General features: G+C 50.6%; 24 protein-coding genes and 1 tRNA gene. 16 read left to right on the top strand and 9 right to left on the bottom strand.

Features of this window, described 5'->3' with window-relative positions; genetic code table 11:
• Positions 1–33 precede the first annotated feature (33 nt).
• The 5 genes from IEV97_RS13260 (at position 34) to IEV97_RS13240 (ending at position 3,328) form a co-directional block, all read left to right on the top strand.
• Complete coding sequence (locus tag IEV97_RS13260) at positions 34–810, top strand: SAM hydrolase/SAM-dependent halogenase family protein (RefSeq protein WP_188501971.1); 777 nt, start codon at positions 34–36, stop codon at positions 808–810.
• Positions 811–1,007: 197 nt separating this feature from the next.
• Positions 1,008–1,298 carry a putative quinol monooxygenase gene (locus tag IEV97_RS13255; protein ID WP_188501970.1) on the top strand — a complete coding sequence of 97 codons (291 nt, stop codon included), beginning with the start codon at positions 1,008–1,010 and terminating at the stop codon, positions 1,296–1,298.
• Positions 1,299–1,451: 153 nt separating this feature from the next.
• Positions 1,452–1,985, top strand: a complete 534-nt coding sequence (locus IEV97_RS13250) for an iron-sulfur cluster co-chaperone HscB C-terminal domain-containing protein (protein WP_188501969.1) — start codon at positions 1,452–1,454, stop codon at positions 1,983–1,985.
• Between the two features lie 68 nt (positions 1,986–2,053).
• A tRNA-Leu gene (locus IEV97_RS13245) sits at positions 2,054–2,137 on the top strand.
• A gap of 138 nt (positions 2,138–2,275) precedes the next feature.
• The gene (locus IEV97_RS13240; protein ID WP_188501968.1) at positions 2,276–3,328 is read left to right on the top strand and encodes a coiled-coil domain-containing protein; all 1,053 of its coding nucleotides are present in this window, start codon (positions 2,276–2,278) and stop codon (positions 3,326–3,328) included.
• A 26-nt stretch (positions 3,329–3,354) separates the two neighbouring features.
• On the opposite strand, the gene IEV97_RS13235 is transcribed toward IEV97_RS13240, so the two are convergent.
• Positions 3,355–4,227 carry a hypothetical protein gene (locus IEV97_RS13235; RefSeq protein WP_188501967.1) on the bottom strand — a complete coding sequence of 291 codons (873 nt, stop codon included), beginning with the start codon at positions 4,225–4,227 and terminating at the stop codon, positions 3,355–3,357.
• A gap of 404 nt (positions 4,228–4,631) precedes the next feature.
• Between IEV97_RS13235 and IEV97_RS13230 the strand changes: the two genes are divergently transcribed.
• A complete protein-coding gene (locus IEV97_RS13230) occupies positions 4,632–5,753 on the top strand; it encodes an acyloxyacyl hydrolase (RefSeq protein ID WP_188501966.1) in 1,122 nt (373 codons plus the stop codon).
• A gap of 360 nt (positions 5,754–6,113) precedes the next feature.
• Positions 6,114–7,046, top strand: coding sequence for a DUF808 domain-containing protein (locus IEV97_RS13225; RefSeq protein ID WP_188501965.1), 933 nt, complete (start codon positions 6,114–6,116; stop codon positions 7,044–7,046).
• Between the two features lie 3 nt (positions 7,047–7,049).
• On the opposite strand, the gene IEV97_RS13220 is transcribed toward IEV97_RS13225, so the two are convergent.
• Positions 7,050–7,943, bottom strand: coding sequence for a LysR family transcriptional regulator (locus IEV97_RS13220; RefSeq protein ID WP_188501964.1), 894 nt, complete (start codon positions 7,941–7,943; stop codon positions 7,050–7,052).
• A 101-nt stretch (positions 7,944–8,044) separates the two neighbouring features.
• Between IEV97_RS13220 and IEV97_RS13215 the strand changes: the two genes are divergently transcribed.
• The 5 genes from IEV97_RS13215 (at position 8,045) to IEV97_RS13195 (ending at position 12,394) form a co-directional block, all read left to right on the top strand.
• On the top strand, positions 8,045–8,302 hold the full coding sequence (locus IEV97_RS13215; RefSeq protein WP_188501963.1) for a CBU_0592 family membrane protein: 258 nt from the start codon (positions 8,045–8,047) through the stop codon (positions 8,300–8,302).
• 266 nt (positions 8,303–8,568) lie between these two features.
• The gene (locus IEV97_RS13210; protein WP_188501962.1) at positions 8,569–9,135 is read left to right on the top strand and encodes an RNA polymerase sigma factor; all 567 of its coding nucleotides are present in this window, start codon (positions 8,569–8,571) and stop codon (positions 9,133–9,135) included.
• Complete coding sequence (locus IEV97_RS13205; RefSeq protein ID WP_188501961.1) at positions 9,113–10,363, top strand: hypothetical protein; 1,251 nt, start codon at positions 9,113–9,115, stop codon at positions 10,361–10,363. Before IEV97_RS13210 ends, IEV97_RS13205 begins: the two co-directional genes overlap by 23 nt.
• Before the next feature lie 117 nt (positions 10,364–10,480).
• Positions 10,481–10,981, top strand: coding sequence for a CHRD domain-containing protein (locus IEV97_RS13200; RefSeq protein WP_188501960.1), 501 nt, complete (start codon positions 10,481–10,483; stop codon positions 10,979–10,981).
• Positions 10,982–11,179: 198 nt separating this feature from the next.
• Positions 11,180–12,394, top strand: a complete 1,215-nt coding sequence (locus IEV97_RS13195; RefSeq protein ID WP_188501959.1) for a sensor histidine kinase — start codon at positions 11,180–11,182, stop codon at positions 12,392–12,394.
• Positions 12,395–12,530: 136 nt separating this feature from the next.
• Here IEV97_RS13195 and IEV97_RS13190 read toward each other — a convergent pair whose 3' ends face one another.
• From IEV97_RS13190 to IEV97_RS13165, 6 genes are all read right to left on the bottom strand, one after another.
• The gene (locus IEV97_RS13190; protein ID WP_188501958.1) at positions 12,531–13,307 is read right to left on the bottom strand and encodes a metallophosphoesterase family protein; all 777 of its coding nucleotides are present in this window, start codon (positions 13,305–13,307) and stop codon (positions 12,531–12,533) included.
• 184 nt (positions 13,308–13,491) lie between these two features.
• Positions 13,492–13,794: a hypothetical protein gene (locus tag IEV97_RS13185; RefSeq protein WP_188501957.1), complete on the bottom strand. Its 303-nt coding sequence runs from the start codon at positions 13,792–13,794 to the stop codon at positions 13,492–13,494.
• Between the two features lie 23 nt (positions 13,795–13,817).
• On the bottom strand, positions 13,818–14,111 hold the full coding sequence (locus IEV97_RS13180) for a hypothetical protein (protein WP_188501956.1): 294 nt from the start codon (positions 14,109–14,111) through the stop codon (positions 13,818–13,820).
• On the bottom strand, positions 14,104–14,343 hold the full coding sequence (locus IEV97_RS13175; RefSeq protein WP_188501955.1) for a hypothetical protein: 240 nt from the start codon (positions 14,341–14,343) through the stop codon (positions 14,104–14,106). Before IEV97_RS13175 ends, IEV97_RS13180 begins: the two co-directional genes overlap by 8 nt.
• 121 nt (positions 14,344–14,464) lie before the next feature.
• On the bottom strand, positions 14,465–15,229 hold the full coding sequence (locus IEV97_RS13170) for a class I SAM-dependent methyltransferase (protein WP_188501954.1): 765 nt from the start codon (positions 15,227–15,229) through the stop codon (positions 14,465–14,467).
• The gene (locus IEV97_RS13165) at positions 15,226–15,684 is read right to left on the bottom strand and encodes a hypothetical protein (protein WP_188501953.1); all 459 of its coding nucleotides are present in this window, start codon (positions 15,682–15,684) and stop codon (positions 15,226–15,228) included. The genes IEV97_RS13170 and IEV97_RS13165 overlap by 4 nt, the downstream gene beginning before the upstream one ends.
• A 188-nt stretch (positions 15,685–15,872) precedes the next feature.
• On the opposite strand from IEV97_RS13165, the gene IEV97_RS13160 reads away from it, so the two are divergent.
• Together IEV97_RS13160 and IEV97_RS13155 are read left to right on the top strand one after the other, a co-directional pair.
• A complete protein-coding gene (locus tag IEV97_RS13160) occupies positions 15,873–18,068 on the top strand; it encodes a M3 family metallopeptidase (RefSeq protein ID WP_188501952.1) in 2,196 nt (731 codons plus the stop codon).
• Between the two features lie 428 nt (positions 18,069–18,496).
• A complete protein-coding gene (locus IEV97_RS13155; protein WP_188501951.1) occupies positions 18,497–18,778 on the top strand; it encodes a hypothetical protein in 282 nt (93 codons plus the stop codon).
• 371 nt (positions 18,779–19,149) lie between these two features.
• On the opposite strand, the gene IEV97_RS13150 is transcribed toward IEV97_RS13155, so the two are convergent.
• Positions 19,150–19,443, bottom strand: a complete 294-nt coding sequence (locus IEV97_RS13150) for a hypothetical protein (protein ID WP_188501950.1) — start codon at positions 19,441–19,443, stop codon at positions 19,150–19,152.
• 211 nt (positions 19,444–19,654) lie between these two features.
• On the opposite strand from IEV97_RS13150, the gene nuoL reads away from it, so the two are divergent.
• Positions 19,655–21,838, top strand: coding sequence for an NADH-quinone oxidoreductase subunit L (nuoL, locus tag IEV97_RS13145; protein ID WP_188501949.1), 2,184 nt, complete (start codon positions 19,655–19,657; stop codon positions 21,836–21,838).
• A 235-nt stretch (positions 21,839–22,073) separates the two neighbouring features.
• Positions 22,074–23,819 (top strand): complex I subunit 4 family protein, encoded by a 1,746-nt coding sequence (locus IEV97_RS13140; RefSeq protein ID WP_188501948.1) that lies wholly within the window; start codon positions 22,074–22,076, stop codon positions 23,817–23,819.
• The last annotated feature ends 38 nt before the right edge of the window (positions 23,820–23,857 follow it).

Below are 23,857 nucleotides of genomic sequence, written 5' to 3'. Positions count from 1 at the left end.
GATGACAAATCTACACAAATTATAGTTCGCTCTATGGCTGTAATTACATTCACCTCCGACTTTGGTTATACCGACCATTATGCGGCTGCCGTTAAGGCCACCATGCTGTCGCTGCAGCCTCAGGCCCAGATCGTGGACATTTCGCATGGCATAGAGCCGTTCAACATCCCGCAGGCGGAGTATGTGATCGGGTCCGTTTTCCGGGAATTTCCCGAAGGCACGGTGCACCTGATCGCCGTAGATACGCACGGTTGCAAACAGGGCAAATATCATGCTGCAAAATACAAAGGGCACTACTTTTTGCTGGCCGATAACGGTTTGCTCTCCCTGCTCACCGACGGTCAGCCCGAAATTGTGGTGGAACTGCAGACTGACGAAGACGTGATGCCGTTTCCGGCCAAGGAACTGCTGGCCCCTGCCGCGCTCTTCCTGGCGAAGGGCGGCGACATTGATGTGCTGGGCGAGCGCACCACCAGCTACAAGCAACTCCTCAACCGCCAGTTGCGTCTCAACGACCACTCTGTAACAGGGCATGTCATTCATGTGGACCGCTACGGCAACCTGATCACCAACATCACCAAAGACAGCGTGGACACCATCGGGCATGGCCGCACCTACACCGTGCATTTTGGCCGCGAGACGGTGGGGCGCATCCACCAGAACTACACCCAGGTAGAAGACGGCGACTGCTGCTGCCTCTACAACCACCTCGGCCAGCTCTGCATCGGCATCAACAAGGGCAACGCCGCCGAACTGCTCGGCCTCGGCTTCGACTCGCAGGTTGACGTGCGGTTTTATCCGGGAGGGTAAGGATTGAGTGAGTTAGTGATTGAGTGATGGAGTGAATGGGGGATTTATTAATTTTGAAATTATGTCGGATGGATTAGCAATTGTATAAATCCGAAAGCTTTCAGTGGAAGGGGAAATAATCAACCTAATTGTTCCACACGAAAAACAATTTAACCACCCAAAAATCACTCCATCACTCATTCACTAACTCACTCAATATGTTAATCCGCATCGTTCGCATGACATTTCAGCCAGAGAAGACCGCCGATTTTCTGGAGATTTTCCGCAATTCCAAAGACAAAATCAGGGCTTTTGAGGGCTGCAACCATGTGGAGCTGCTGCAGGACCTCAACCACCCGAATATCTACAGCACCTATAGCCTCTGGGACTCCGAGGAGCACCTCAACAATTACCGCGACTCCGAACTCTTCGGGCAGGTATGGAAAGCCACCAAAGCCCTTTTTGCCGATAAGCCGCAGGCCTGGTCAAATGTTTCAGTCAACATCTAGACAGTTCGCAATAAACAACTACCAGTAACCGGTAAGCAGTAACCTATCAACAATTAACAATCAGCAATCAACAATTCCTGTACTTTTGCAACGTATACCGTTTATCTGAATGATAACTGCTTATTGTTTACTGAAAACTGTTAACTGTCAAAAATGAATTACTTCGAGTTTTACCATATACCTGAGAGTTTTTTGCCGGACGAGAAGGCGATCAAGCGCCGCTACTACGAGCTGAGTCGCGAGTACCACCCGGATTTCTATGCCAACGAGGACCTGGGCACGCAGCAGAAGATCCTGGAAATGTCTACGCTCAACACCAACGCCTACCGCACTTTGAGCGATGCCGACCTGCGCATGCAGTACATCCTGAAGGAGCACGGCCTGCTGGAAGAAGGCGGCAAAAACGAGATTCCTGGCGATTTTCTGATGGAGATGATGGAGATCAACGAGGAGCTGATGGAGTTGGAGTTCGACTTTGACGCGGATAAATTGCGCGAGATAGGAGAGAAGAGCACCGGTGTGATGGCGCAGCTGGAAAATGATGTTTTGCCGGTGCTGCAGCGATACCCTGAGCTTCATGGAGTTACCAAAGAAGAGGCCCTGCAGGAGGTGAAAACCTACTATTTGAAGAAAAAATATTTGTTGCGTATTCAGGAAACTTTATCTAAGTTTGCAACCCGTTCCTGATAGAAGTTCAGGGATTGCAGTTCGACTCCGGCCCAGGGTACTTTACCTGAAACCGGCCAGAACAAAATGCCTTGGTGGCGGAATTGGTAGACGCGTTGGTCTCAAACACCAATGAGGTTACACTCGTGCCGGTTCGACTCCGGCCCAAGGTACATTTAATAAATAGAAAGCCCTGTAAGTTAATAGCTTGCAGGGCTTTTTTGTTTTCGGGGGATGGTGTAGGGGACGGAATTGTTAGTATAAAATGTATTTAATATATTTAAAAGAAACTTAGAACAGAACTCAATAAAGTGGAACAGATATTAAAAAAATTAACCGAGCTTCAAGCTAAACTTGCTAGTTCCTCCGGTTTTGAATATGAATTGATTGATGAAGCTTGTGGCATACTTCATATTTATAATCAGCAATTTTTTAATAATTCGTACTATACTGAAATCCTATCTGGGTTAGATTTTGAAAATACTTATGTGACCAGCCTTCAAAAGTTAAAAGGGCTTATAGCTACCATGATTGAGAATCTTGATATAGAGAAGAGCAACAACATAAGGCCAAAATACGAAAAGCTTGTAGAAGAGCTTGAAAAAGACAAGAAAGAGATCGAGGAGTTGGTTAAAGAAATAAGGGAAGAACAAGATTTTATTAGAACCGAAAAAAACCGAATTAAAAACGAAAGGGATTTCGTATTAGCTCAGAGCGAAGAAGCTAAAAAGCTTAACGAAGAACTGAATTTAGAACGAGAAAAGCTTCTTCATGAAAGTGCTAAGTTTGATGAATTTACAAAGAAACTAGAAGTTAATTCTAAGAGCTATGATTTTGAAACATTGGCATCTATTAACAAGAGGGCAGCAAATACTTGGGCTGTCATTACAGGAATATTGATTATTGCCTTAATAGCGATAATATATAAAAGCCTTTCTCAAACCGGTATGTATTCCAATATTATAAACTCAGTTAATAACGGACTACAAGAATCATCGGTTGATCTTCTTAATAATTTAACAAAAGATAATTACACTTTAATTCTATATTTTACATTTATAAAATATAGCCTAGCTAACCTTCTTCTTGTTTCATTAATGATTTATGCTGTAGTATTTAGTGTCAAGAATTACAATGCTCAAATGCATAACCATGTAATAAATGCTCATAAGTCTAATGCACTAGGTTCAACGGCGAGTATTTTGAATACAGCTCGTTCTGAAGACGGAAATGATAAGGTACTAGTGCAGGCTACACAGGCTATCTTTGCTCATCAAAATACTGGCTATAATGGGCAAGAAAGTGAGCCTACTAGTCCGAACTTGATAACAAATGTTATAGACTCAGTTTCTAAAAAAATATAGGTCTTTTATCACATTAATCATAAATATTAGACACGGCTTTTACTTAGCACATTTACTATCTCATCTTCATCAGCTCCGGATAAAAGTAAGTTTCTTAGATTTGAAAAGTATTGGTCCAACGTGATTTCATGAGAAATCACAGTTCTTTTTGTCTTGTCAAAGATGATTAGAAACTCTTCAGGGCTAAGTGGGATGGTCTTTAACTGGTTAAAAAATGTATCTAAGATAGCCTCAAAGCTGTTATAATTTGCAGTGCGTAATTTGAAAAAGTATATAGCTCTAAAATAGTTTAAAGCCTGCCTTAATTCGATATTGTTTACAACTTTTATGATTTCAATTGCATTCAAAGAATATCCCATTTCACTAACTGGTATTCCTAAATAAGCTATAAATCTAATTGATTCAGCTTTATTTAGGGCACCTAACTGTCCCCCTTTAGTACCCGTTCGTAATAAATCTTGTAATTCCTTGTAGACTTTCTTGTAGTTTCTTAAATCTATAAAAGTAGCTGCATGAGTTAATATTGTTTCAACTTGTGCATGCAGCTTTATAGAAGTACCTATAAATAGTAAGACATTGAAGAGCACGAAGACAATAATAAATATAAGCTCATTGTTTTCATCCCAATCTATGGTGGATATTGTTAGTATACCTAGCATAAATGAAAGTATAGTTTCTCCATAACTAGAAGTTTTCATGAAGATTATGAATGAAGTAATCGAGATTAGAACACATAGAAAGATTTGCATGCCCTCATTGTTATTGATTATTGAGTAAGCAGCAAATCCTAAAATTCCTACAATAGCAAACATAAATAGAGGGAATCTTCTAAAAAGCTGTCCTCCTACAACTCCTAATTGCTGAATAGCTTGAGTTAATGGTTGTTTGTTTTCTTTCATTAGTTAAGATCTATTATTAAAATAAATATGTAGATATTACTATTTAAGAAAAATACTTAATTAAAAAAACCGGTGTTACCCGGTTTTTCTGTTAAAATTCTTCTGTCTTCAATAAAGCTGAATACTCTTCCCAACTCGGGCAATAGAGAGTGAAATCTATTGATTCGCTTACTCCAGATTCATCCCAATGCTGCTATTCCTATTTCGGTAGCTCTTCATATTCAAACTTATCTCTAGTCCTTCCGCATTTCCTGCAATTCCATACCTTACATCTGCACACTGCTTTTTTTAATAACAAGCTTTTCTAGGCTTTCCTGTACCTTATTGAATAGCTTTGTTTTTCCGGGAGGAGTACAGGCGACTGTCCTCGCTAGCCCTACCTGCTGTATTTACCACCACAATCTATGAAGCACCCTTTACAAGCTTTGGCGCTATACCTGTTGTTTACTATTTGCAGTTTCTCGGCTGTACTGGCTCAACCCTCCGAAATCCCTGCCTTCACTAAAGCCCCCTGGTCGGTTGGAGCCAATGCTTATTATGGCACTCTTTTTCGTTACAGAAGCGGGCTGTCAGTGCTTAACTTCACGCACCCTTACGCGGTCGAGGTATATGCCAACAAACATACCATTGGCAAGCGTAACTGGGAGAGGCAATACAATCACCCGCAGGTAGGTTTTGCGCTGTCGTACTACAACTATGGCGTTCCGGATGAACTGGGAGAAGCGGTTTCGTTGACATCGTACCTGGATAACACGCTTTTACAGTTTAAAAAAAGTAGCCTGCGCTTTAACCTCGGCACCGGTCTGGTGTACTCTACCCGCCACTATACCCCCGGTACAAACGAGCAAAACATGGCAATCGGAAGCAAGTTTACCTTCGCGCTTCGTGGAACTGTGCGCTACGAGTTTCCGATAAAGGAGCATGTATACCTAAACCTGAACCTGGCTTTCCGGCATTTTTCCAACGGTGCCCTCAACAAACCAAACAATGGTATGAATTTTCCCTTACTAGGTGTGGGGCTGCGGTACCAGCCAGGGGAAGTAAGGTTGTTGGATGTGCAGGACACCACGGCTGCACTTTTAGACAAGCGGCTCTATTTTAACCTGAGACTGGCAGGGGGCGTGAAGGAAGTTTTGAGGATAGATGAAAAGCACCCCATGTACAGTCTTTCGGCATACGCCAGCAAAAGGGTGTCACAGAAGAGCACGCTGCTACTCGGTGCCGATGGCTTTTACAATACGGCAGTTCGGGAAGAATTTATAAACAAGAGTCAGCCTGTGCCAGATGAAGTGCTGGATCAGTGGCTGTCAGGCGTGACTGTTGGCCATGAGTTGCACCTGGACAAGCTGTCGTTTGTTTTTCAGTTGGGGCGCTACGTGCACCAGCCCTACGGTCTATACCCCAGCTACTACCAGCGGTATGGTTTAAAGTATAACCTCCACCAACATGTTTCTGCCGGCGTCATGCTTTTGGCGCATACCCGTTCTGCTCATGTCATTGAATGGGGCTTTGGTTTGCATCTATGATGACCAGGACATACAGCTTGAAACCTAAAAGGCTCTAACCATTGATCAGGTCAACCTATCAAGTTGGTTAAGAATTACGATTGCGTAAAACTTCTGCACACCGATGTCAAAGGGTTGATACCTGCCAACCAATGTGCGCCGTCATCAGGTAAGCCAGCTTGAAGTCAGATTATAGCTAAAGGCAGTTTGTGTTTTAATGGTGAATAATATTACATACAATTTTTCCTGTCTGACCTGCGCCTCCTGCCATATTCCCAAATCTTTCTCTTAAATTAGGATCGTGTAAAAGACTGCTCCCGCACGTAATCCGTACAGAGTAGGCAACACAAAAGAATTATACCTTAAACTAAAGAATAACGAATGGCGACAGGTCTTCTCGCACTATTGGATGATGTGGCGGCGCTGGTGAAAGTAAGCGCGGCAAGCTTGGATGACGTACCCACGCAGGTGGCAAAAACGACCGGCAAAGTGTCTGGCATCGTGATCGACGACACGGCCGTGACGCCGAAGTATGTGGTGGGCCTCGATCCGAAACGCGAACTCTCCATCATCTACCAGATCGCCAAAAAATCACTCATCAACAAAGCGATCTATCTGGGGCCGGCCGCGCTGGTGCTCGGCTATTTTGCGCCGGCGGTTATACCTTACATCCTGATGCTGGGCGGTGCCTACCTGTGCTTCGAGGGCTATGAAAAGGTACACTCCATGTTCAGCAAAAGCCACGAACCTACCGATGAACCGACAGCGGATATGAAAGTGATCACCCCGGAGGAATTGGAAAAAGAACGGGTAGGCAGTGCCGTGCGCACAGACTTTATCCTTTCAGCAGAGATCATGGCCATCGCTTACGCCACCGTGGCTGCAAGTCCGATAATGAACCAGATCGTGGTGTTGATTGTCGTGGCGATCTTTATTACCATCGCTGTGTATGGCTTTGTGGCCCTGATTGTGAAAGCAGACGACATCGGGGTGCACATGGCCCAGGATAAATTTCACCCGACCACCCAAAAGATCGGGCGCGGCATAGTGAAGTCCATGCCGAATTTCCTTGTGATACTAGGCTACGTGGGTACAGCGGCCATGCTGTGGGTGGGTGCTGAGATCATCGCGCATGGCCTGCACCTTCCGCTGGAGGTGCTGGAAGGTCCCTTTGCCGGTATACCTGCGCTTGCCTGGTTTGTAAAAGTGCTGGTGCTGGCCCTGGGCGGCTTACTGCTTGGCGCTGTCATCGCGCAGGTGCTCAACTTAGGTAAAAGGCTATTCAAAAAACCCGCCGAGAAAGTGGCGCACTAAGCCTCAGCTTCCCTTTGCAGCATACCTGGCAGCCGTTTCGGACACCAGCTTCAGGATGTTCTTCAGCACAGGGCTGTAGTCGCTTCTCCGCCAGGTCACATACAGGTTTGTGCTGTAAGGCAGGGGGATGAAGCGCACATTGGGCAGGTTGCCAAACGAATAGGAGTAAGGCAGAATCGTGACGCCCAGCCCCTTGGACACCAGCCCCAGCACCATGCCCCCGAAGTCGGTTTCGATGCGCACATCCGGCGTGATGCGGTAGTCTTCGAAGATCTGGCGAAGGCCTGCGGTATAGTAGGTCGTCTGTGCGAGGTTCGACAGGATGAACTTGTCATTTTTCAGATCCTGCATACCTGTGAAGTTCTGCCCGGTGAGGCGGTGGCTTTCGGGCACGACCAGCGCGTACGGCTCCGAGTAAAGCCACTCCGACTGCAACGCCGGGTTTTCGGCCGGGTCGCGCCGGAAGGCGATGTCCATCTGGTAGCTGAGCAGCAACTGCTCAAAGCTGATGTCGGTCGGCTCCACCAGGTCCACCTTCAGCTCCGGCAGTGCTTTGGAAATACTGGTGATCAGGTCCGGCATGAAGCCATAGGCGATAGAGCCCGGGTACCCGATCCGAACGGTACCGAACGCGCCCTCGTGTATTTTGCGCGCCTGCAGGTGCACCCGGTTTATCTCATCGAGCAGCGGCGCCCACTGATCCCGCAAAAACGCGCCTGCCTCTGTCAGCTTCACGCTCCGCTTGTTTCGCTCGAACAACTGCACACCCAGTTCTATTTCCAAGGCTTTGATCTGCCGGCTGAGGGCAGACTGTGTGATGAACATGCGCTCGGCCGTGTTCCAGAAGTGTAGTTCCTGCGCCAGTGCCAAAAAATACCTGATCTGCTGTAGCTCCATCCGCTTTGATTCGTTTTTTGCATTAGTCAAGCGAATAAAAGCATTTTTTAGCCCATTTTCACCTGTTTACTTTGCAATTATCATTAATTGTGAATTAAACGATGGACATACTACGCAAATACATGGGAGAGGCAGTCGGGTGGGGAGGGGCGTTCTTCTCGCTTGCGGCCTTCAGCCTGAACAGCATGGGCCTCACGCATGGGCAGTCGGTAGAGTACCTGGGTATGAACATCATCGGGTGCCTGCTGCTGATCTTTTACGGCCTCACCAAAAAGGCGCATGCCAGCTATGTGCTCAACACCATCTTTCTGCTGGTCGCCGTCATCGCCCTGGTCAGGGCCTACTATTTTCAGGTATAGCCAGGCTTCTTTAAAGATACAACCACCCAGGCTCCACGGAGCGTATGATCCCTGCCGCTGAAAAGCGGCAGGGATTTTTTATGCCTATCGAATAGCTCACCCATTACGGCTTCAGCCTCTGTGGTTTCACTTTAGTTATTTGTGTTGTGTCCTGATTAACAATTGCTTATAAACGTAAAACACAGGTGTGGTATACCGATTATTTTTCAATCCTGAGGCAACCCTTTTAAGAATTGGTCCGTGATGGGAGCGCAAATTCTGGAACAGTGAGCAAAACAGAAGGCGAAGTATTGGATGAGCTGCTACGCCAGTGTCTGAAACAGGACCGCGGGGCACAGAGAGAGCTTTACCGGCTCTTCTTCGGGTATGCCATGAGTGTATGCGTCCGCTACTCGCAGGATGCCGAAGAAGCAAAGGATGTGCTGAACGACGGGTTTATGAAGGTGTTCACTAGGCTGGATCAGTACCATCCGCCCAAGCCGTTCAAAGGCTGGCTGCGGCGGATCATGATCAACACAGCGCTGGACAACTACCGGCATAACCTGAAGAACTATAACCTGCAGGACATCGACAAAGCAGAGCCGCCTTCCGATCCGTTCGATGTGGAGCAGCAGCTCAACTACGAGTACCTGATCTCACTGGTGCAGCAGCTGTCGCCGGCCTACCGGGCTGTTTTCAACCTGTATGCCATAGACGGCTATACCCACGAAGAGATAGCCGAAACGCTGGGTATAGCAGTGGGCACGTCGAAGTCGAACCTGGCCAAGGCGCGGGCAAATTTGCGGGAGGCATTACAAAGAAGCAAAATCGATGAACGCAAACAATATGTCTGACGAGGAGCTGGACCGCCTGTTCAGGAAATCAGCCGACCAATACGAGCCGCCCTTCGATGAGGAGGCGTGGGCGGCGATGGAACGCAAACTGGACGGGCCGCAGGGCGGCTGGGCAGGTATAAGACGCTTGCTGCCCATCGTGCTGCTGGCCCTGCTGGTGACGGTAGGCCTTGTCTGGAAGCTGAGGGAAAGAGAAGCCCCACGTCGGGAAACGGTTGCTATACCTGCAGAACAAGCAGGAAGGCAAGCTCCAGGAGTAGCTGCTATACCTGATGCTATACCTGATCGCACCGAAGGAGGAGCGCCTACTGCCTTACCGGAGTCTGAATCACCCGCTGCGCCATACCCTGCCGTGCAGCCAGGCTACGGAGTCCGACTTGCAAAGAAAACCGGACGGGAACGCCGTGCTATACCTGAGCACCGTGCTATACCCGGCACTGCTATACCTGCCGGCCGGGCAGCCAGGATAGAGGAGCCTTTGCAAACTGTAGTGACTGTAATACCGGTAACTCGACAGGACCCACCGCAGGCGGTTGCAGGTATAGCCCGGCAGGAAGCGGCACTGCCTATACCTGACACTACTTCTATACCTGCCGACAGCGGCCAGCCAGAGGCGATAGGAGAGCGGGGGTTCCTGCGCAGCATCACCGTGACGCTGGTTGCGGCCCCTGATATCACCACCGTTCGCTTCAAAGATCCGGATGCGGTGAGTGCCAATGCGGGTGTGCTGCTGAGTGTGCCCATTACCCGGAGGCTGAGTCTGGTGACGGGCGCGGTGTGGGCGAACAAACTATACCAGGCCACACCCGCAGACTACAAGCCCTCCCCGGACTATTGGGACGGCAAACGGCAACCCGATGTGATAGCTGCAACATGCAGGGTGCTGGATATACCTGTCAATCTGCAGTACCAGGTGCTGGGCTGGGGCAGGAACATGCTTTCGGTGCAGGCGGGGCTGTCCAGCTACCTGATGCTTAACGAGGAATATACCTATACCTACTACTACTCTGGAAGAGAGCCCTACCGCAACACCCGTGAATTCTCTAACGAGAACAGGCACTGGTTCGGGATACAGAATCTGTCTGTAGGCTATACGCGTCAACTGTCTCCTGCCATCACGATCGGAGCAGAGCCATTCGTCAAAATACCGCTGGCAAGTATTGGCGAAGGGCGAGTGAAGCTCACCAGTGCAGGGGTGTTTTTTACAGCCGGCTTTACATTAAGATAACACCGTCAGACTCTTGCGGGAGCTTTACACACCACGATATGGCACGGCTCAGGCTGCGTCAGGAAGAATCTCTATGCTTTAACTTTTTGAATCAATTCTCCTTAATTTTTAATGAAGATGAAAACCTATCGAATCAATTTCGGAATACTACTCGGCGCGCTGCTGAGCCTGTCCTTTATGATGACCGCCTGTGATGACGACGACGATGACAACACCGTGATACCGGGCGATGAAATTGTGGCTCTTAAGGAGGTGGCGCTGACCGGTGCCAATGAGGTGCCGCCCGTCACTACCCAGGCGACGGGAACCTTCAAGGGCACCTATAACATGGATACCAAAGTGCTGAGCTATACCATCTCCTTTCAGGGAATCACACCAACTGCCATGCACTTTCACAAGGGCGGGGTAGGTGTAGCCGGTCCGGTTACAGTACCGATCAACCCTGGCACCAGCAACGACCCTTACTCCAGCGCCAACCCCTATGTGAGCCCGATGACGAGATCCACTTCCCCGCTCACAGCCGCACAGGAGGCAGAACTGCTTGCCGGAGAGTGGTACGTTAACATACACAGCGACCAATACCCTAACGGGGAACTACGGGGACAGGTCACCCGCTAAGGCTATGACAGGTTGCCCGGCTGTTCTGCTCACTGGCGGCCGGGCAATCATGTCAGTCTGGGTAAGCAAAGGGCAGAGGAAGTGCATTTTTAGGGGCGAGAATTTTACTTTTTGCACATTTCTTAGTATGTTTAAACATACAATGAACAGCAGCTTACAGATTGCATGACGATGCGATTCTGAAATGATCCCTCTCTAATGATTGAAACCCAAGACGAGCTATTGAAAGACCTGGAAGCCATCAGGCAGATTCCGATCGTTCCAACGATGCTCGAAGTTATTTGCCAGACCACCGGAATGGGGTTTGCGGCAGTCGCACGCGTAACAGAAGACAGATGGCTGGCCTGCAGCGTGCGCGACGAAGTGAACTTTGGCCTGGAGATAGGCGGAGAACTACAGATCGAAACCACCCTTTGCAACGAGATAAGGGCGCACCGCAACCCGATCGTAATCGATAATGTGGCAGAAGACCCGCTTTACAAAGACCACCATACCCCCAAGACCTACGGACTGCAGAGTTACATCTCTATACCTATCATCCTCAAAAACGGCGAGTTCTTCGGTACGCTCTGTGCCATCGATTCCAAGCCGGCTTCTGTGAACAACTCCAGGGTAATCAACACCTTCAAAATGTTCGCTGACCTGCTGGCCTTTCATTTACAGAGCCTGGATTTACTGGAGCGCAGCCATAAGTTCTCGACTGAGCTGCAGCAGGAAAATAGGGGCCTGGCCCGTGCCAATTTCGACCTCGACAACTTTGTATACACTGCCTCGCACGACCTCAAATCGCCCGTCGCCAACATCAAAGGGCTTATTGATTTGCTTTCTGATTCTGTTTCGAAAGAAAACTTAGACAGGGCGGAGATCAGGCAAATCACCGATCTGATGAAGATATCGCTCAATCGGTTCTCCACCACAATCAAAGACCTGACCACCCTTGTGGAAATTGACAAAGTGAGTGCAGATGAAAAGTCGGAGGAGCTTGACCTGTATGCGGTGATTGAAGACGTTAAACAGGATTTGCAGAGTATGATCTCAAAATCCGGTGCGCAGCTTGACATCAGCGCGGCTGACAGCATGGTTGCCGGTTTCTCTAAAAAGAACCTCAAGAGTATTCTGGGCAACCTGATCAGCAACGCCATTAAATACCGCTCTCCTGACAGAACGCCAAAGATCACTGTTAAGCTCGAGAAGCATGGCGGCAAGTCCTACCTGTCGGTGCAGGACAACGGATTAGGCATACCTGCCGGCAAGGAGAAGGGTGTGTTTACGATGTTCAAACGCTTTCACAACCATGTAGAAGGCAGTGGCATCGGCCTCTATATCGTGAAAAGGATGGTAGACAGTGTGCAGGGAAAAATCAAAGTAGACAGCGTTCTGCATGAGGGCACGACCTTCACGATCATTTTTTAAGGAAGTCTTTTCATAATCCCACAGCATCAAGCCCTGCAAAGAACCAGGGCACCGATTTTTAGCCGTGTCCCTGTCCCGGGTTTGCGATAAACGCAGTCAGCTGCCGTGCTGAGGTGAGATGACTTTGTAATTATATCTAGCAGCCTTTGCGCAAGTTTTCAGCATAAGCGTTTGGCAGTTCAGAAGCTTCTACCGCTCTGGCCACTTTCTCCACGTCATAGGCGAAACGGATGAACTCCACTTCTATACTGTCTTTGTTCAGCACAGAGCTCTGCTCATCAATGGTCAGCATCACGTAGCCGCCGCGGTTGTCAGCGTCTTTGGGTTTGCCCACCGAACCGATGTTGATCGCATGTCGGAAGTGGGGCTGATCGCCTTCGCTGCTGTGGAGGATGCGGTGGTAGGGTTTGTGCGTGTGCCCGAAGCACATGATGTCGGCATCCGCCTCTTTCATAATGCGCAGCAGGCTCTTCTCGTCGCGGTCTTCGAACAGGTATTCGTTGATCTTGCGGGGGCTGCCATGCACCAGCAAGAGGTTGAGCTTGTCGTTATTCAATTGAAACTCCACTCTGATATGCGCCGGCAGGGTGCGTAGGTAGCGGCGCTGCGCAGGCTTGATGATCTTGTTTGTGAAGGCGATCGAGACGGCGCCATTGGCCTTTTCCTCTTCTGTTTTATAAGCGCAACCGCAGTCGTCGCTTTCCCGGCCTATGCCGAAATCGTAATTGCCCGCTATGGTCGGGATGTTGCGTTTGCGGATTTCATCGATCACTTCGTTTGGCCAGATATTGTACCCCACCAGGTCGCCGAGGCAGTACATGAAATCAGGCTGGCGGGCCTCCACATCTGCAAAAAAAGCCTCCAGGGCAGGCAGGTTGGCGTGTATATCGCTGAAAAGGGCTATCTGGGTCATGGGTGTCGAGGTTAGGAATGGAGCTAAGTCAACTACGCAAAGTAAAAATCAGGTATGCTTTCGTAGGTTTGTTCGGAAGCTGAAATGATTTTATGATTGCAATATTACGATTAAAGCTTTGCTCCCGCAACGGTGTGCCATTAACGAATTGTTATGGATGGGCGCTGCATCCTTTAAATTGGGACTAGCTCCGCTCCACCACGATATACCTGGCTGAGAAGCCGTTCTGCTTATAGAGTAGCTGAAGTGCTGTAATGAGAGAAGCTATACCTGTCGCTTGGGTCTGCCGACCGCCCAGCGGCCGAAGGTAGTTCAGGAACCCGCTGCCTGGCAGGTGCAGCACGACGCGCCGCGCGTCGGACTCTTCGACTTCGGTCAGCGCCTTGGCAAGCACCACCCGGCGCATGTAGGGGAGGGCGGACTTCATGCTGCGGTAATCCGAAAAAGCATAGAGGCGGCAATAAGAGCTGAGCTTAACAGAGTTCACGCTTCAAAAATAGCGTAAAAACCTTACCAGCACATCATATCCAGCAGGTTGATTTTAGTCGTGTAGGGTTCGAGGGCACGCTTTGAGGCCAGCCCCCTGATCAGCCCAACGATGTGGGTCTCCGGGTTGCTCCATACCTCCGCAAAGAAATCGCCCATGTCGTACAGCTGGATGCGGTAGCCGCGACGGCCCCGTTCAGCCAGGAAAGTCCCATGGGCCCATATCATCTCCAATCTGCCAGCCAGTGTGTGGGTGTTAAAAAAGCTGAGATTCGGGCTGTGGTAAGGGTATTCGGGTGTAGATGCTGTATTAATCACTGCAGGACTCCTCAGGGTTGTCGTAATCCCAGTACACTTCGATGGTGGCGGGCTTGTCCAGGTAGGCAGGTATAGGCGTGTAGATGATCAGCTCCCAGCCAGCCTTTTGCATGTCTTGTCGATGCAGACGCCTGACCTGCCACATCAGTCGCTCATGAATTTCCAGTCCAACGGGTCGGTGACTCCCCACATACGGACTTCCCTCCTCAAATTTGAATATGGTTGTATGCATAAACTCCAATTTTTACAGCTATACCTTATACTACGTAAGTTGTTATGATTTAAGGTGCAGATTTTGAAAGATTTATCTGTTGGAATAAGGTATAGGGATACTGTAAAACCCACTACAATCATTAACCACCAGCCTCCTCCACCTTCTCAAACAGCATAAAATGCTGGATTGGCAGGAAATCCTCCTGGCGTTGCAGGCGAAAGCCATTGGCCTCCAGCTCCTTTCTGATCTGCTCTTTGGTCATCTTGTGCAGGGCCCTGATCCGGACATCCGGGTCCTCGGCCTTGTACTCGAGCAGCAGGAGTTTGCCGTCCGGCTTCAAAGCCTGGTGTATGGATCTGAGTATCTCCATTGGATAGGCCAGTTCGTGGTATACGTCCACCATCAGGGCGATGTCGATCGCGCCCGCGGACAGGTTGACCTGCATACTGTCTCCCTTCACGACGGTCACATGGGTGGCCCCCTCTTTCTCCCGGCGGGACTCGAGTGTCTTGATAAACCGGTCCTGCACTTCCACGGCGTATACCTTGCCTTCCGGTACCTTAGGCGCTATCTGGAAGGTATAGAAACCCGTGCCGGCCCCAATGTCGGCGACTACGGTGTTGGGCTGCAGGTTCATGTTGGCTATCGTGCGGGTAGAGTTTTCTTCTTCCTGCCGTGTGTCGCGGTCCAGCCAGTTGCCGCCGGTAGCCGTCATGATCGCGGCGATTTCCCGCCCCATGTATACCTTGCCGGTGCCTCCGGATGAGGGGCTTTTGTAGGTATAGCCGTCCTTAGTTCCACTCTCCTGCTGCTGGGCCTGGCAGGCGTGGCAGCCGCTGAGGCACACAGTCGTGAGCAGGGCAAGCAGGAAGGCGGAGCCGGGAAAACGGGCTTGTTTTTTCATAGCGTTAATTTCTCCAGTCGCTGGGTCAGGTCGTCTATCAGCTGCTCGGTCCACTTCTCGGCCACAAGTTCGTAGTCGGCATTATCCCAGCTTTGCAGGTACTCCTTCTCCAGCCATACGTTGTCCTGGTTCGGGCCGATGGTGTAAAAGTTGCGGTCCAGCTTAAAGAGCAGGTCTTTGGTCAGGTCGAAGTTGTCGGCGCCCACCCGCTGGAAGCCTTCCAGGCGTAAGCGTAGGCCCATCTGGTTCACATTTCCCTTGTCGAGGCTGATCTCGGTGGTGGCGTCGGAGCCCGGTTCGCGCGTCCAGGTGTCTACCAGTTTCTCTAATTTGAAGTCGTGAAATAGCGGGATCACGTCCGCCAGATGCTGATGGATATGCTGCGCCAGTTCGGGCAGCACAGAATCGTAAAGCTTGCGTAAAGCCACTTTGTCTTTAAGGGGGGAATCTTGCATGATAAAAGGGGTATGCTGTTCTTTCTATACGAGCGGGCTCATGATTTTGCCGCCCGGCAGGAAGTATACTTTCTAAACGTTTGCAAAGGGCGTTTCAGGTATAGCAGGCCACCTTAAAATTGCTTATTGGGGCGTTTGGCCTATTTTTTGTAACTTGTGCTGAAATTTATCATTCACTTTAACATTCTATGAAAGAACAGATCATATCGGCCGGTAAGGTATCCGGCATTGTGGCCCTGCTCGCGCTGGCAAGCTGTACTTCGGTGCAAACGCCACAGACACAGGACACCCAGGCGGCCACCGAGCAGAAGCAGGCGGAAACCAACGTGCTTCTGCAGGAGTGGAGCGGCCCTTACCAGGGCGTTCCCGCCTTCGACAAGATGAACCTGGCCGACCTGAAGCCAGCGATGGAGAAGGCCATGGCCCTGAACCTGGCTGAGATCGAGGCGATCGCTAACAACACGCAGCCTGCCACCTTCGAGAACACGATCGAGGAGATGGAAAGAGCGGGTGAAGAGCTGAACCGCGTGTTCACCTACTACGGCATCTGGGGTAGCAACATGTCTACGCCGGAGTTCCGCGAGATCCAAAAGGAACTGGCCCCGAAGATCTCTGAGTTCAGCTCGAAGATCTCTCAGAACGAGAAGCTGTTCCAGCGCATCAAAACCGTGTACGAAAACTCGCAGAAGAACCCGCTGCCAGCTGACCAGCAGCGTGTGGTGGAGCTCATCTACAAGAATTTCGCCATGGAAGGTGCTGATTTGAGCCCGGAAAAGAAACAGCGCTACGCTGCCATCAACAAGGAGCTTTCTTCGCTGTACACCGCTTTTGGCAACAACATCCTGGCTGACGAGGAGAAATATGTGGTATACTTCACCAAAGACCAGCTGAGCGGTTTGCCGGAGTCGTTTGTGAAAGCCGCCGCCAAAGCTGCCGCTGACCGTGGCAAGCCGGGCCAGTATGCCGTCACCAACACCCGTTCTTCTATGGACCAGTTCCTGACTTACTCGGACGAGCGCGGCTTGCGCGAGCAGGTATGGAAGAACTATTACTCACGTGGCGACAACAACGACGCGAACGACAACAAGCAGAACATCGTCAACATCCTGAAGCTGCGCAAAGAGCGTGTAGGACTGATGGGTTACGACAACTATGCCGAGTGGCGCCTGCAGGACCGCATGGCCAAAACGCCAGAGGCGGCGATGGAGCTGATGATGGCCGTATGGCCTGCCGCTACCGCCCGCGCCCGCGAAGAGGTGGCCGACATGCAGAAACTGGCGAACGCCACCAGCAAAACCAAAATCACCATTGAGCCCTGGGACTACCGCTACTACGCCGAGAAGGTGCGCAAAGACAAGTACGACCTCGACTCTGACGAAGTGAAGAACTACCTCGAACTGGGCAACCTGACCCAGGCCATGTTCTTCACGGCAGGTGAATTGTTCAACTTCAACTTCAAACCAGTACCGGAAGGAACCGTACCCGTATTCCACGAGGACGTGAAGGTATGGGAAGTGACGGACAAGACCACTGGCGAGCACATTGGCCTTTGGTACCTCGACCCATTCGCGCGTCAGGGCAAGCGCTCCGGTGCCTGGGCGACTACCTACCGTGCCCACACTACCTTCGATGGCAAGAAGAACGTGCTGTCGTCTAACAACTCTAACTTCGTGAAGCCAGCGCCGGGCGAGCCTGTGCTGGTGTCGTGGGACGATGCGACCACCTTCTTCCACGAGTTCGGCCACGCGCTGCACTTCCTGGCCTCTAACGTGAAGTACCCGACGCTCAACAGCGGCGTGCGCGACTACACCGAGTTCCAGTCGCAGCTGCTGGAGCGCTGGTTGTCTACCGACAAAGTGATCAACCAGTTCCTGAAGCACTACAAGACCGGCGAGCCAATGCCGAAAGAGCTGGTAGCCAAGATCGAGAAGGCCGCTACGTTCAACCAGGGCTTCGAGACGACCGAGTTCCTGGCCTCGGCCCTGATGGACATGCACTTCCACCTGGCCGATCCGAACAACATGGACCCGGACAAGTTTGAGAAAGAAACCCTTGCTAAACTAGGTATGCCGAAAGAGATCGTGATGCGTCACCGCTCACCACACTTCGGACACGTGTTCTCCGGCGAGGGTTATGCCACTGCTTACTATGGTTACATGTGGGCCGACGTGCTGACGTCGGATGCCTCCGAGGCCTTCACGGAAGCGCCAGGTGGATTCTATGACAAGGACGTTGCCGCCAAGCTGGTGAAGTACCTGTTTGCGCCACGCAACTCCATGGATCCGGCGGAAGCCTACCGCATGTTCCGTGGCCGCGATGCCAAAATCGACGCATTGATGCGCGACCGCGGCTTCCCTGTGCCTAACGGACAAGGCAAAAAGTAACATTCCGCCTGGTAAGCTCAACTGGCCTATCAGATTATAAAGTAACACCCAGGGCCACTGCTATGTAGTGGCCCTGGGTGTTTTATTTAGATACGGTCGGTAGCAGTACAATTTTGTTCAACAAGTTGAAGATCAGTAGGATTGCAAGATGTGCAGGCAATTGACAGCAGCAGCGGTGATTTATCGATGTGGAAAATGTTCTTTTGAAGAAGTACTAATATGAAAATTGTAGACTGGCTGATGAACAGGAGCGTTTTAGAGAGTATTAGGACAGGTTCTTCAAAATAATTTCGAAATGGAGGATTGATTTACAACCTTTCTAAAACACTGTCGTATGCACAAAGTTAATAAGCATACCGGGCTGTTTTATGAGCAGGCATATCGTCCAAACTCGCTGCCCCTTGCTTTCAGATTACCTATTGCCACTTATGGATGAATTTTCTCTATTTACCAGCAAGCTTCAGTCTTGCGATTTGATTGTACTGACAGAAGCGGACGAAATACGTACCTATTGTCGTTTCTATGCCAATGGCCTTTACCAGGACCGAATGTTTATTTCGGATGTCGCTGTGAAAGAAAACCTGGCGCAACTCAGCAGTGAAGAAGATGTGATCGATTGGAATGGCGTACAAGATCTTCGGAAAAGATACTGTGCATCTTTGCAGTCCAGGGAAAGCTTGAACGCTGCACCATCCGGAGAGCCGGTCTAGCGATTTTCTTATAGCTTTTTAGCGGATTATCACATCAGGGACATGCTGTCAGGCACGTTTCCGGGTGAGGTATGGCGTATAAAAAGCGAAGGCTCCCTTGAGAGGAGCCCTGCTTTTCAAAGGATTGCCTGAGAGGCAACCTTCAACTTTTAGCCGGTGCAAAGATAGGTATATTTGTACCTACAATTTGTACAGTTGGCAAAAAAAAATATTATTTTTGAACTATCCTTTATAAATTTCATTAAATCATATTTTAATAATACTGACAAGTCGTTTATAATCCCAGTAAAGTGACCGTAGAAATATAACAGAAAGAGGGAGCCAGGGCTCCCTCTTTCTGTTTCTCGTCACGAAACTATAGCAGGCGCTTCTTACTTGTCGCTCTGGTAGCCGATAAGCTTGATCATCTTATTGTAGTTGCCCAACAGTAAGAAAGAAGGAGCCCATTGTCCTACGAACAGCGCTTCATCATCTTTCTTCATGATCTTCAGTGTCGCCGATACGGCCATAGAGCCCAGCGCAGCCCAAAGGAATACATCTGATGGTACGCGGGAGGTATAGTCTTCAATCGCCGCAGCTACTGGTCCCTCCTTATGCTGAGGGTTGATTCTGTCAGCTTTGTTTTTCAAATCCTGTGCGTCTCTTTTAAGATCTTGTGTGTCCATAGTTCATATTTTGTTTAGATGGTACAATACCATACAGAACGAAATAGAATTATGATTGTTTGCAGAAATTGAAAAATATGGAGTATGCATAGCCATACAGTGCCATCAAGCGCTATATTATTGCAACAATATATGTAAATTGGCACCCTGAAACTGAGGGGTACCTCAGGGTGTCCTCTTTTTGAGACCGAACCCATAGACAGCCTATATTTTGGAGCTTTCCGCACTTCTTGAACCATTGGCCGGCACGCCCCAAACCACCCTGGCAGTAGGAGTGCTTCTGCTGCCGCTGCTGGCTTTTGTGCTGCTATACCTGGCGGGCAAAAAGCTGCCCCGGCAGGGCGACTGGCTGGGGATTGGTGCCACCGCACTTGCCTTTGCGCTCTCGATCTACCTCTTTACCCAAACCTGGAACACAGAAGTATACCACAGCCGGGCCGTCTGGTTTAGCCTGCCGTCCAGCTTCATAGCCGATTTCACAGCCGGTATACTGCTCGACAACCTGACGGTGCTGATGCTGGTGATCGTCACGTTTATCTCCCTACTGGTGCAGCTTTTTTCGGTGGGCTATATGCACGGCGACAAAGGGTATAGCCGCTACTTTGCCTACCTGGGCCTCTTCACTTTCAGCATGCTGGGCATTGTGCTGGTCGATAACCTGCTGCTGCTCTTTATGTTCTGGGAGCTGGTGGGCTTGTCGTCATACCTGCTCATCGGTTTCTGGTACGAGCGTCCGGCTGCCATTGCGGCCAGCAAAAAAGCGTTCATGGTCAACCGCGTAGGCGATATCGGGCTGCTGCTAGGTCTGTTTGCCTTCTATACCTATTTCCGGACGTTCGACCTGGAGGCCTTGCGCACGCTAATGGGGGCAGGGGAGTGGCTGAACGGGTCCTTTGTGACAGGCTATACCTTTGAGGGGCAGTTTTGGTCAGTCGAGTTAAGTCCGCTTTTTCTGACGCTGGCTGGACTCGGACTGTTTATGGGCTGCGTGGGCAAGTCGGCGCAGTTTCCGCTGCAGGTATGGCTACCCGATGCCATGCAGGGTCCAACGCCCGTGTCCTCGCTCATACACGCCGCGACCATGGTGGCGGCCGGCGTATACCTGGTAGCCCGCTGCTACGCTTTCTTTACGGTAGATGCCCTCACCGTCATCGCCATCATTGGCGCCATCACGGCACTACTCGGCGCCCTGGCGGCGCTCACGCAATACGACATTAAAGCGGTGCTGGCCTTCTCTACGATCTCTCAGCTGGGTTATATGGTAATGGGCATGGGCACCGGCGCCCACGATGCTTCGCTCTTCCACCTGACTACGCACGCTTTCTTCAAGGCGGCCCTTTTTCTAAACGCCGGCATCATCATCCACGCCATGCACCGCGGCTTGCATCATACGCACCAGCCCGCTGAAATCGACCCGCAGGATATCCGCAACATGGGTGGCCTGCGCAAGGCCATGCCGCTCACCTTCTATACCTACCTGCTGGCCGCGGCCGCGCTGGTGGGCTTGCCGTTGTTTTCAGGTTTCCTTTCCAAAGATGCTATTCTTTCAGGAAGCTGGGCCTGGGCGCAGACGATGAGTCAGGTCAATGGGAACTTCCTGTACTTTATGGTGCCGATAATCGGGTTTACAGTCGTGCTGCTCACGGCTTACTATATGGGGCGACATCTGTGGTTCATGTTCTTCGGTTCGTTCCGTTTACCATTTGATGTGCGGGCGCTGCGACTTTCGGCAGGTCAGGAGATGGAGCGGGTGATGCTTATACCTGTAGCCTTATTGGCAGTGTTGTCGCTGGGCATCTTCTTTTCGCTTAATCCGCTGTCCTTTACCGGAAGCTGGGTAATGCAGGGCATCAGCCTGACGCAACTTTCTCAGAAGGGCGCTTTGCTTGCCGGCAGTCTGGTAGAGGCTGTAATGTTGCAGGATGCCGCCAATGGAAGCACGCACCTGGTGATCGGACTGCTCTCTGCTTTGCTGGGAATAGGAGGTATAGCCTTGGCCTTCGGCAGGTATAGAGGAAGAAGCAGCGAAGCGCTGCTGCAGGAACAGCCGCGCGGTGCTCTGGCAAAGCTGACGTATCACCATTACTACCTGGACGGGGTATACGACAAGCTGTTTATACGGCCCTTACTGCGGATGGCCCGCATGCTCTACCGCTTCGACAAGCGCGTGATCGACTATACCCTGGACTACGCGAGCAAATGGCTGGTCGTGTTCTCCAAGATTGTGAAATGGTTTGACAGTTGGGTAGTGGATGGCAGTGTGTGGCTGATTGGGGCGATGGCCAAAGTGCTCGGCCGTTTCGGGCGCGGACTTCAGAATGGCAAGGTGCAGTCTTATTACGCCTACTCCCTTTTCGGATTTATTCTGATAATACTATACATCATGCTGAATTGATGTTAATTTCGCGAACCAAAAAGATTTGAAAATTTGGAGATGTAAAGATTTGGAGATGGGGGAATGTGCAAAGGGGGAATTGAAATGGTTTGTGTCTAACAGTCTTCTGGTCTTTGTCTAATGCTCTTTCAAGATGTACCTAAACTAGGTACGGTGCTATAAAAATATAACAGTGCAGACACGGACTCAGTTAGTCGTGTGTCTTGATACGTGATACTTGTGTCGTAACATATTGATGAATTATACTCTTTCCAGCCTTATTTTTCTTCCCCTGCTGGCCGCGCTTGCGGTGTTGCTGCTTCCGGCGCGCCTGGAGCGGGGCATAAAAGCAGTCACGCTGGGCGGCACGCTGTTGCAACTGGTTGTGGCCGTGTGGCTATACCTGGGCTTCGACGGTGCTGCGGTGGCAAACGGGCAGACAGGCTACCAGTTTGTGGAGAAGGTGGACTGGATCGGTTTTTCGCTGGGTAGTCTGGGCCGCTTCCAGATCGAGTATTTTGTAGGGGTGGATGGCGTGAGCATCGGCATGGTGCTGCTGACAGGTATAGTAGGCGTGATCGGGGTGATCTCGTCCTGGACCATCACCAAAAACGTGAAGGGCTACTTCTCGCTTTACCTCCTGCTCATGACGAGCGTGATGGGTTGTTTCCTGGCCCTGGACTTTTTCCTCTTCTACCTCTTCTTCGAGTTCATGCTGCTGCCGATGTACTTTTTGATCGGGATGTGGGGTGGTCCCAAACGCGAGTACGCGGCCCTTAAGTTCTTCATCTATACCTTGATCGGTTCGCTCTTCATCCTGATCGTGATGATCGGACTCTATACCTCCGTGATCGATCCGGAGGCGACGGCGCAGCAAATGGGCCTGATCGGGCATAACGTTCCTGCCAGCGTGGACATGGTTCGCCAGATACAGCAGATGCTGCAGCAAGGCGCGTTCAGCGAAGCCGACCTGGTGCGCACTTTCAGTATACCTGCCATGATGGAGCCGGCCAACTTTATTCCGGGTAGTCTGTTGCATGTGTTCTCAGGGGTTTCCCTCTTCGATCTCCCGATTCGTTTTGTGGCCTTCCTGCTGGTGCTGGCGGGCTTCCTGATCAAAGTGCCCTCGGTGCCGGTGCATACCTGGCTACCTGATGCGCACGTGGAGGCACCTACGCCGATCTCTGTATTGCTGGCGGCTATATTGTTAAAAGTGGGCGGTTATGGTCTCATCCGAATCGTATACCCGGTTTTCCCGGATGCTGGTGCCTACTTCTCGACCTTTGTCGGCGGACTGGGCGTGCTCTCCATCATCTATGGGGCCCTCTGTGCGCTGGCCATGAACGACCTCAAAAAGCTGATCGCCTACTCCTCGGTGTCGCACATGGGCTTTGTGCTGCTGGGGCTGGCTTCGCTGACGAACGAAGGCGTGAACGGCGCTATTTACATGATGTTTAGCCATGGCCTCATCTCTGCCATGCTTTTCCTGGTGGTAGGCGTGATCTATGACCGGGCACACGATCGTATGATCCTCAATTTTCGGGGACTTGCCAAACGCATGCCGGCCTATACAGCTTTTGTCGTGGTGGCCTTCTTTGCCTCGCTGGGTCTGCCGGGCTTCTCGGGTTTTATCGCCGAGTTGCTGGTGCTGCTCGGTAGCTTCAGTGCACCGGAAGCCACGGGTATGCTGCCGCGCTGGATGGCGATCGTGGCGGTGATCGGTCTGTTGCTTTCAGCGGCCTATTACCTGTGGGCACTGCAGCGCATGTTCTTCGGCAAATACTGGATCTTCCCGGAGTTGCGCGGAAAAGCCCAGCTCACCGACCTGACCAAACGCGAGTACCTGATGCTGTTGCCGCTGGCCGTGCTGGCCTTTGTCTTCGGCATCTTCCCGCACCTGCTCCTCGACAAGACAGGCATGACAGTGACTGGTTTTACAGAGCTGGTGCTGCGCAACGGACAGGAACAGCTCAACATCCTGCAAGCGATTTTACATAGATAATACAAGCCCTGGTGCTATAAGCATCATCAGGGACACTA

Source organism: Pontibacter amylolyticus (genome assembly GCF_014638845.1).
Taxonomy (GTDB): Bacteria; Bacteroidota; Bacteroidia; order Cytophagales; family Hymenobacteraceae; genus Pontibacter; species Pontibacter amylolyticus.
Note: the sequence above shows the minus strand (reverse complement) of the source record. Positions and strands in the feature narration are given on the sequence as shown.

Excerpts from the sequence above, each read along its gene's own strand:
- IEV97_RS13260 (WP_188501971.1), top strand. The coding sequence starts at position 34 with ATGGCTGTAATTACATTCACCTCCGACTTTGGTTATACCGACCATTAT.
- IEV97_RS13255 (WP_188501970.1), top strand. The coding sequence starts at position 1,008 with ATGTTAATCCGCATCGTTCGCATGACATTTCAGCCAGAGAAGACCGCC.
- IEV97_RS13250 (WP_188501969.1), top strand. The coding sequence starts at position 1,452 with ATGAATTACTTCGAGTTTTACCATATACCTGAGAGTTTTTTGCCGGAC.
- IEV97_RS13235 (WP_188501967.1), bottom strand. The coding sequence starts at position 4,227 with ATGAAAGAAAACAAACAACCATTAACTCAAGCTATTCAGCAATTAGGA.
- IEV97_RS13230 (WP_188501966.1), top strand. The coding sequence starts at position 4,632 with ATGAAGCACCCTTTACAAGCTTTGGCGCTATACCTGTTGTTTACTATT.
- IEV97_RS13225 (WP_188501965.1), top strand. The coding sequence starts at position 6,114 with ATGGCGACAGGTCTTCTCGCACTATTGGATGATGTGGCGGCGCTGGTG.
- IEV97_RS13220 (WP_188501964.1), bottom strand. The coding sequence starts at position 7,943 with ATGGAGCTACAGCAGATCAGGTATTTTTTGGCACTGGCGCAGGAACTA.
- IEV97_RS13215 (WP_188501963.1), top strand. The coding sequence starts at position 8,045 with ATGGACATACTACGCAAATACATGGGAGAGGCAGTCGGGTGGGGAGGG.
- IEV97_RS13205 (WP_188501961.1), top strand. The coding sequence starts at position 9,113 with ATGAACGCAAACAATATGTCTGACGAGGAGCTGGACCGCCTGTTCAGG.
- IEV97_RS13200 (WP_188501960.1), top strand. The coding sequence starts at position 10,481 with ATGAAAACCTATCGAATCAATTTCGGAATACTACTCGGCGCGCTGCTG.
- IEV97_RS13195 (WP_188501959.1), top strand. The coding sequence starts at position 11,180 with ATGATTGAAACCCAAGACGAGCTATTGAAAGACCTGGAAGCCATCAGG.
- IEV97_RS13190 (WP_188501958.1), bottom strand. The coding sequence starts at position 13,307 with ATGACCCAGATAGCCCTTTTCAGCGATATACACGCCAACCTGCCTGCC.
- IEV97_RS13175 (WP_188501955.1), bottom strand. The coding sequence starts at position 14,343 with ATGCATACAACCATATTCAAATTTGAGGAGGGAAGTCCGTATGTGGGG.
- IEV97_RS13170 (WP_188501954.1), bottom strand. The coding sequence starts at position 15,229 with ATGAAAAAACAAGCCCGTTTTCCCGGCTCCGCCTTCCTGCTTGCCCTG.
- IEV97_RS13165 (WP_188501953.1), bottom strand. The coding sequence starts at position 15,684 with ATGCAAGATTCCCCCCTTAAAGACAAAGTGGCTTTACGCAAGCTTTAC.
- IEV97_RS13160 (WP_188501952.1), top strand. The coding sequence starts at position 15,873 with ATGAAAGAACAGATCATATCGGCCGGTAAGGTATCCGGCATTGTGGCC.
- IEV97_RS13155 (WP_188501951.1), top strand. The coding sequence starts at position 18,497 with ATGGATGAATTTTCTCTATTTACCAGCAAGCTTCAGTCTTGCGATTTG.
- IEV97_RS13150 (WP_188501950.1), bottom strand. The coding sequence starts at position 19,443 with ATGGACACACAAGATCTTAAAAGAGACGCACAGGATTTGAAAAACAAA.
- IEV97_RS13140 (WP_188501948.1), top strand. The coding sequence starts at position 22,074 with ATGAATTATACTCTTTCCAGCCTTATTTTTCTTCCCCTGCTGGCCGCG.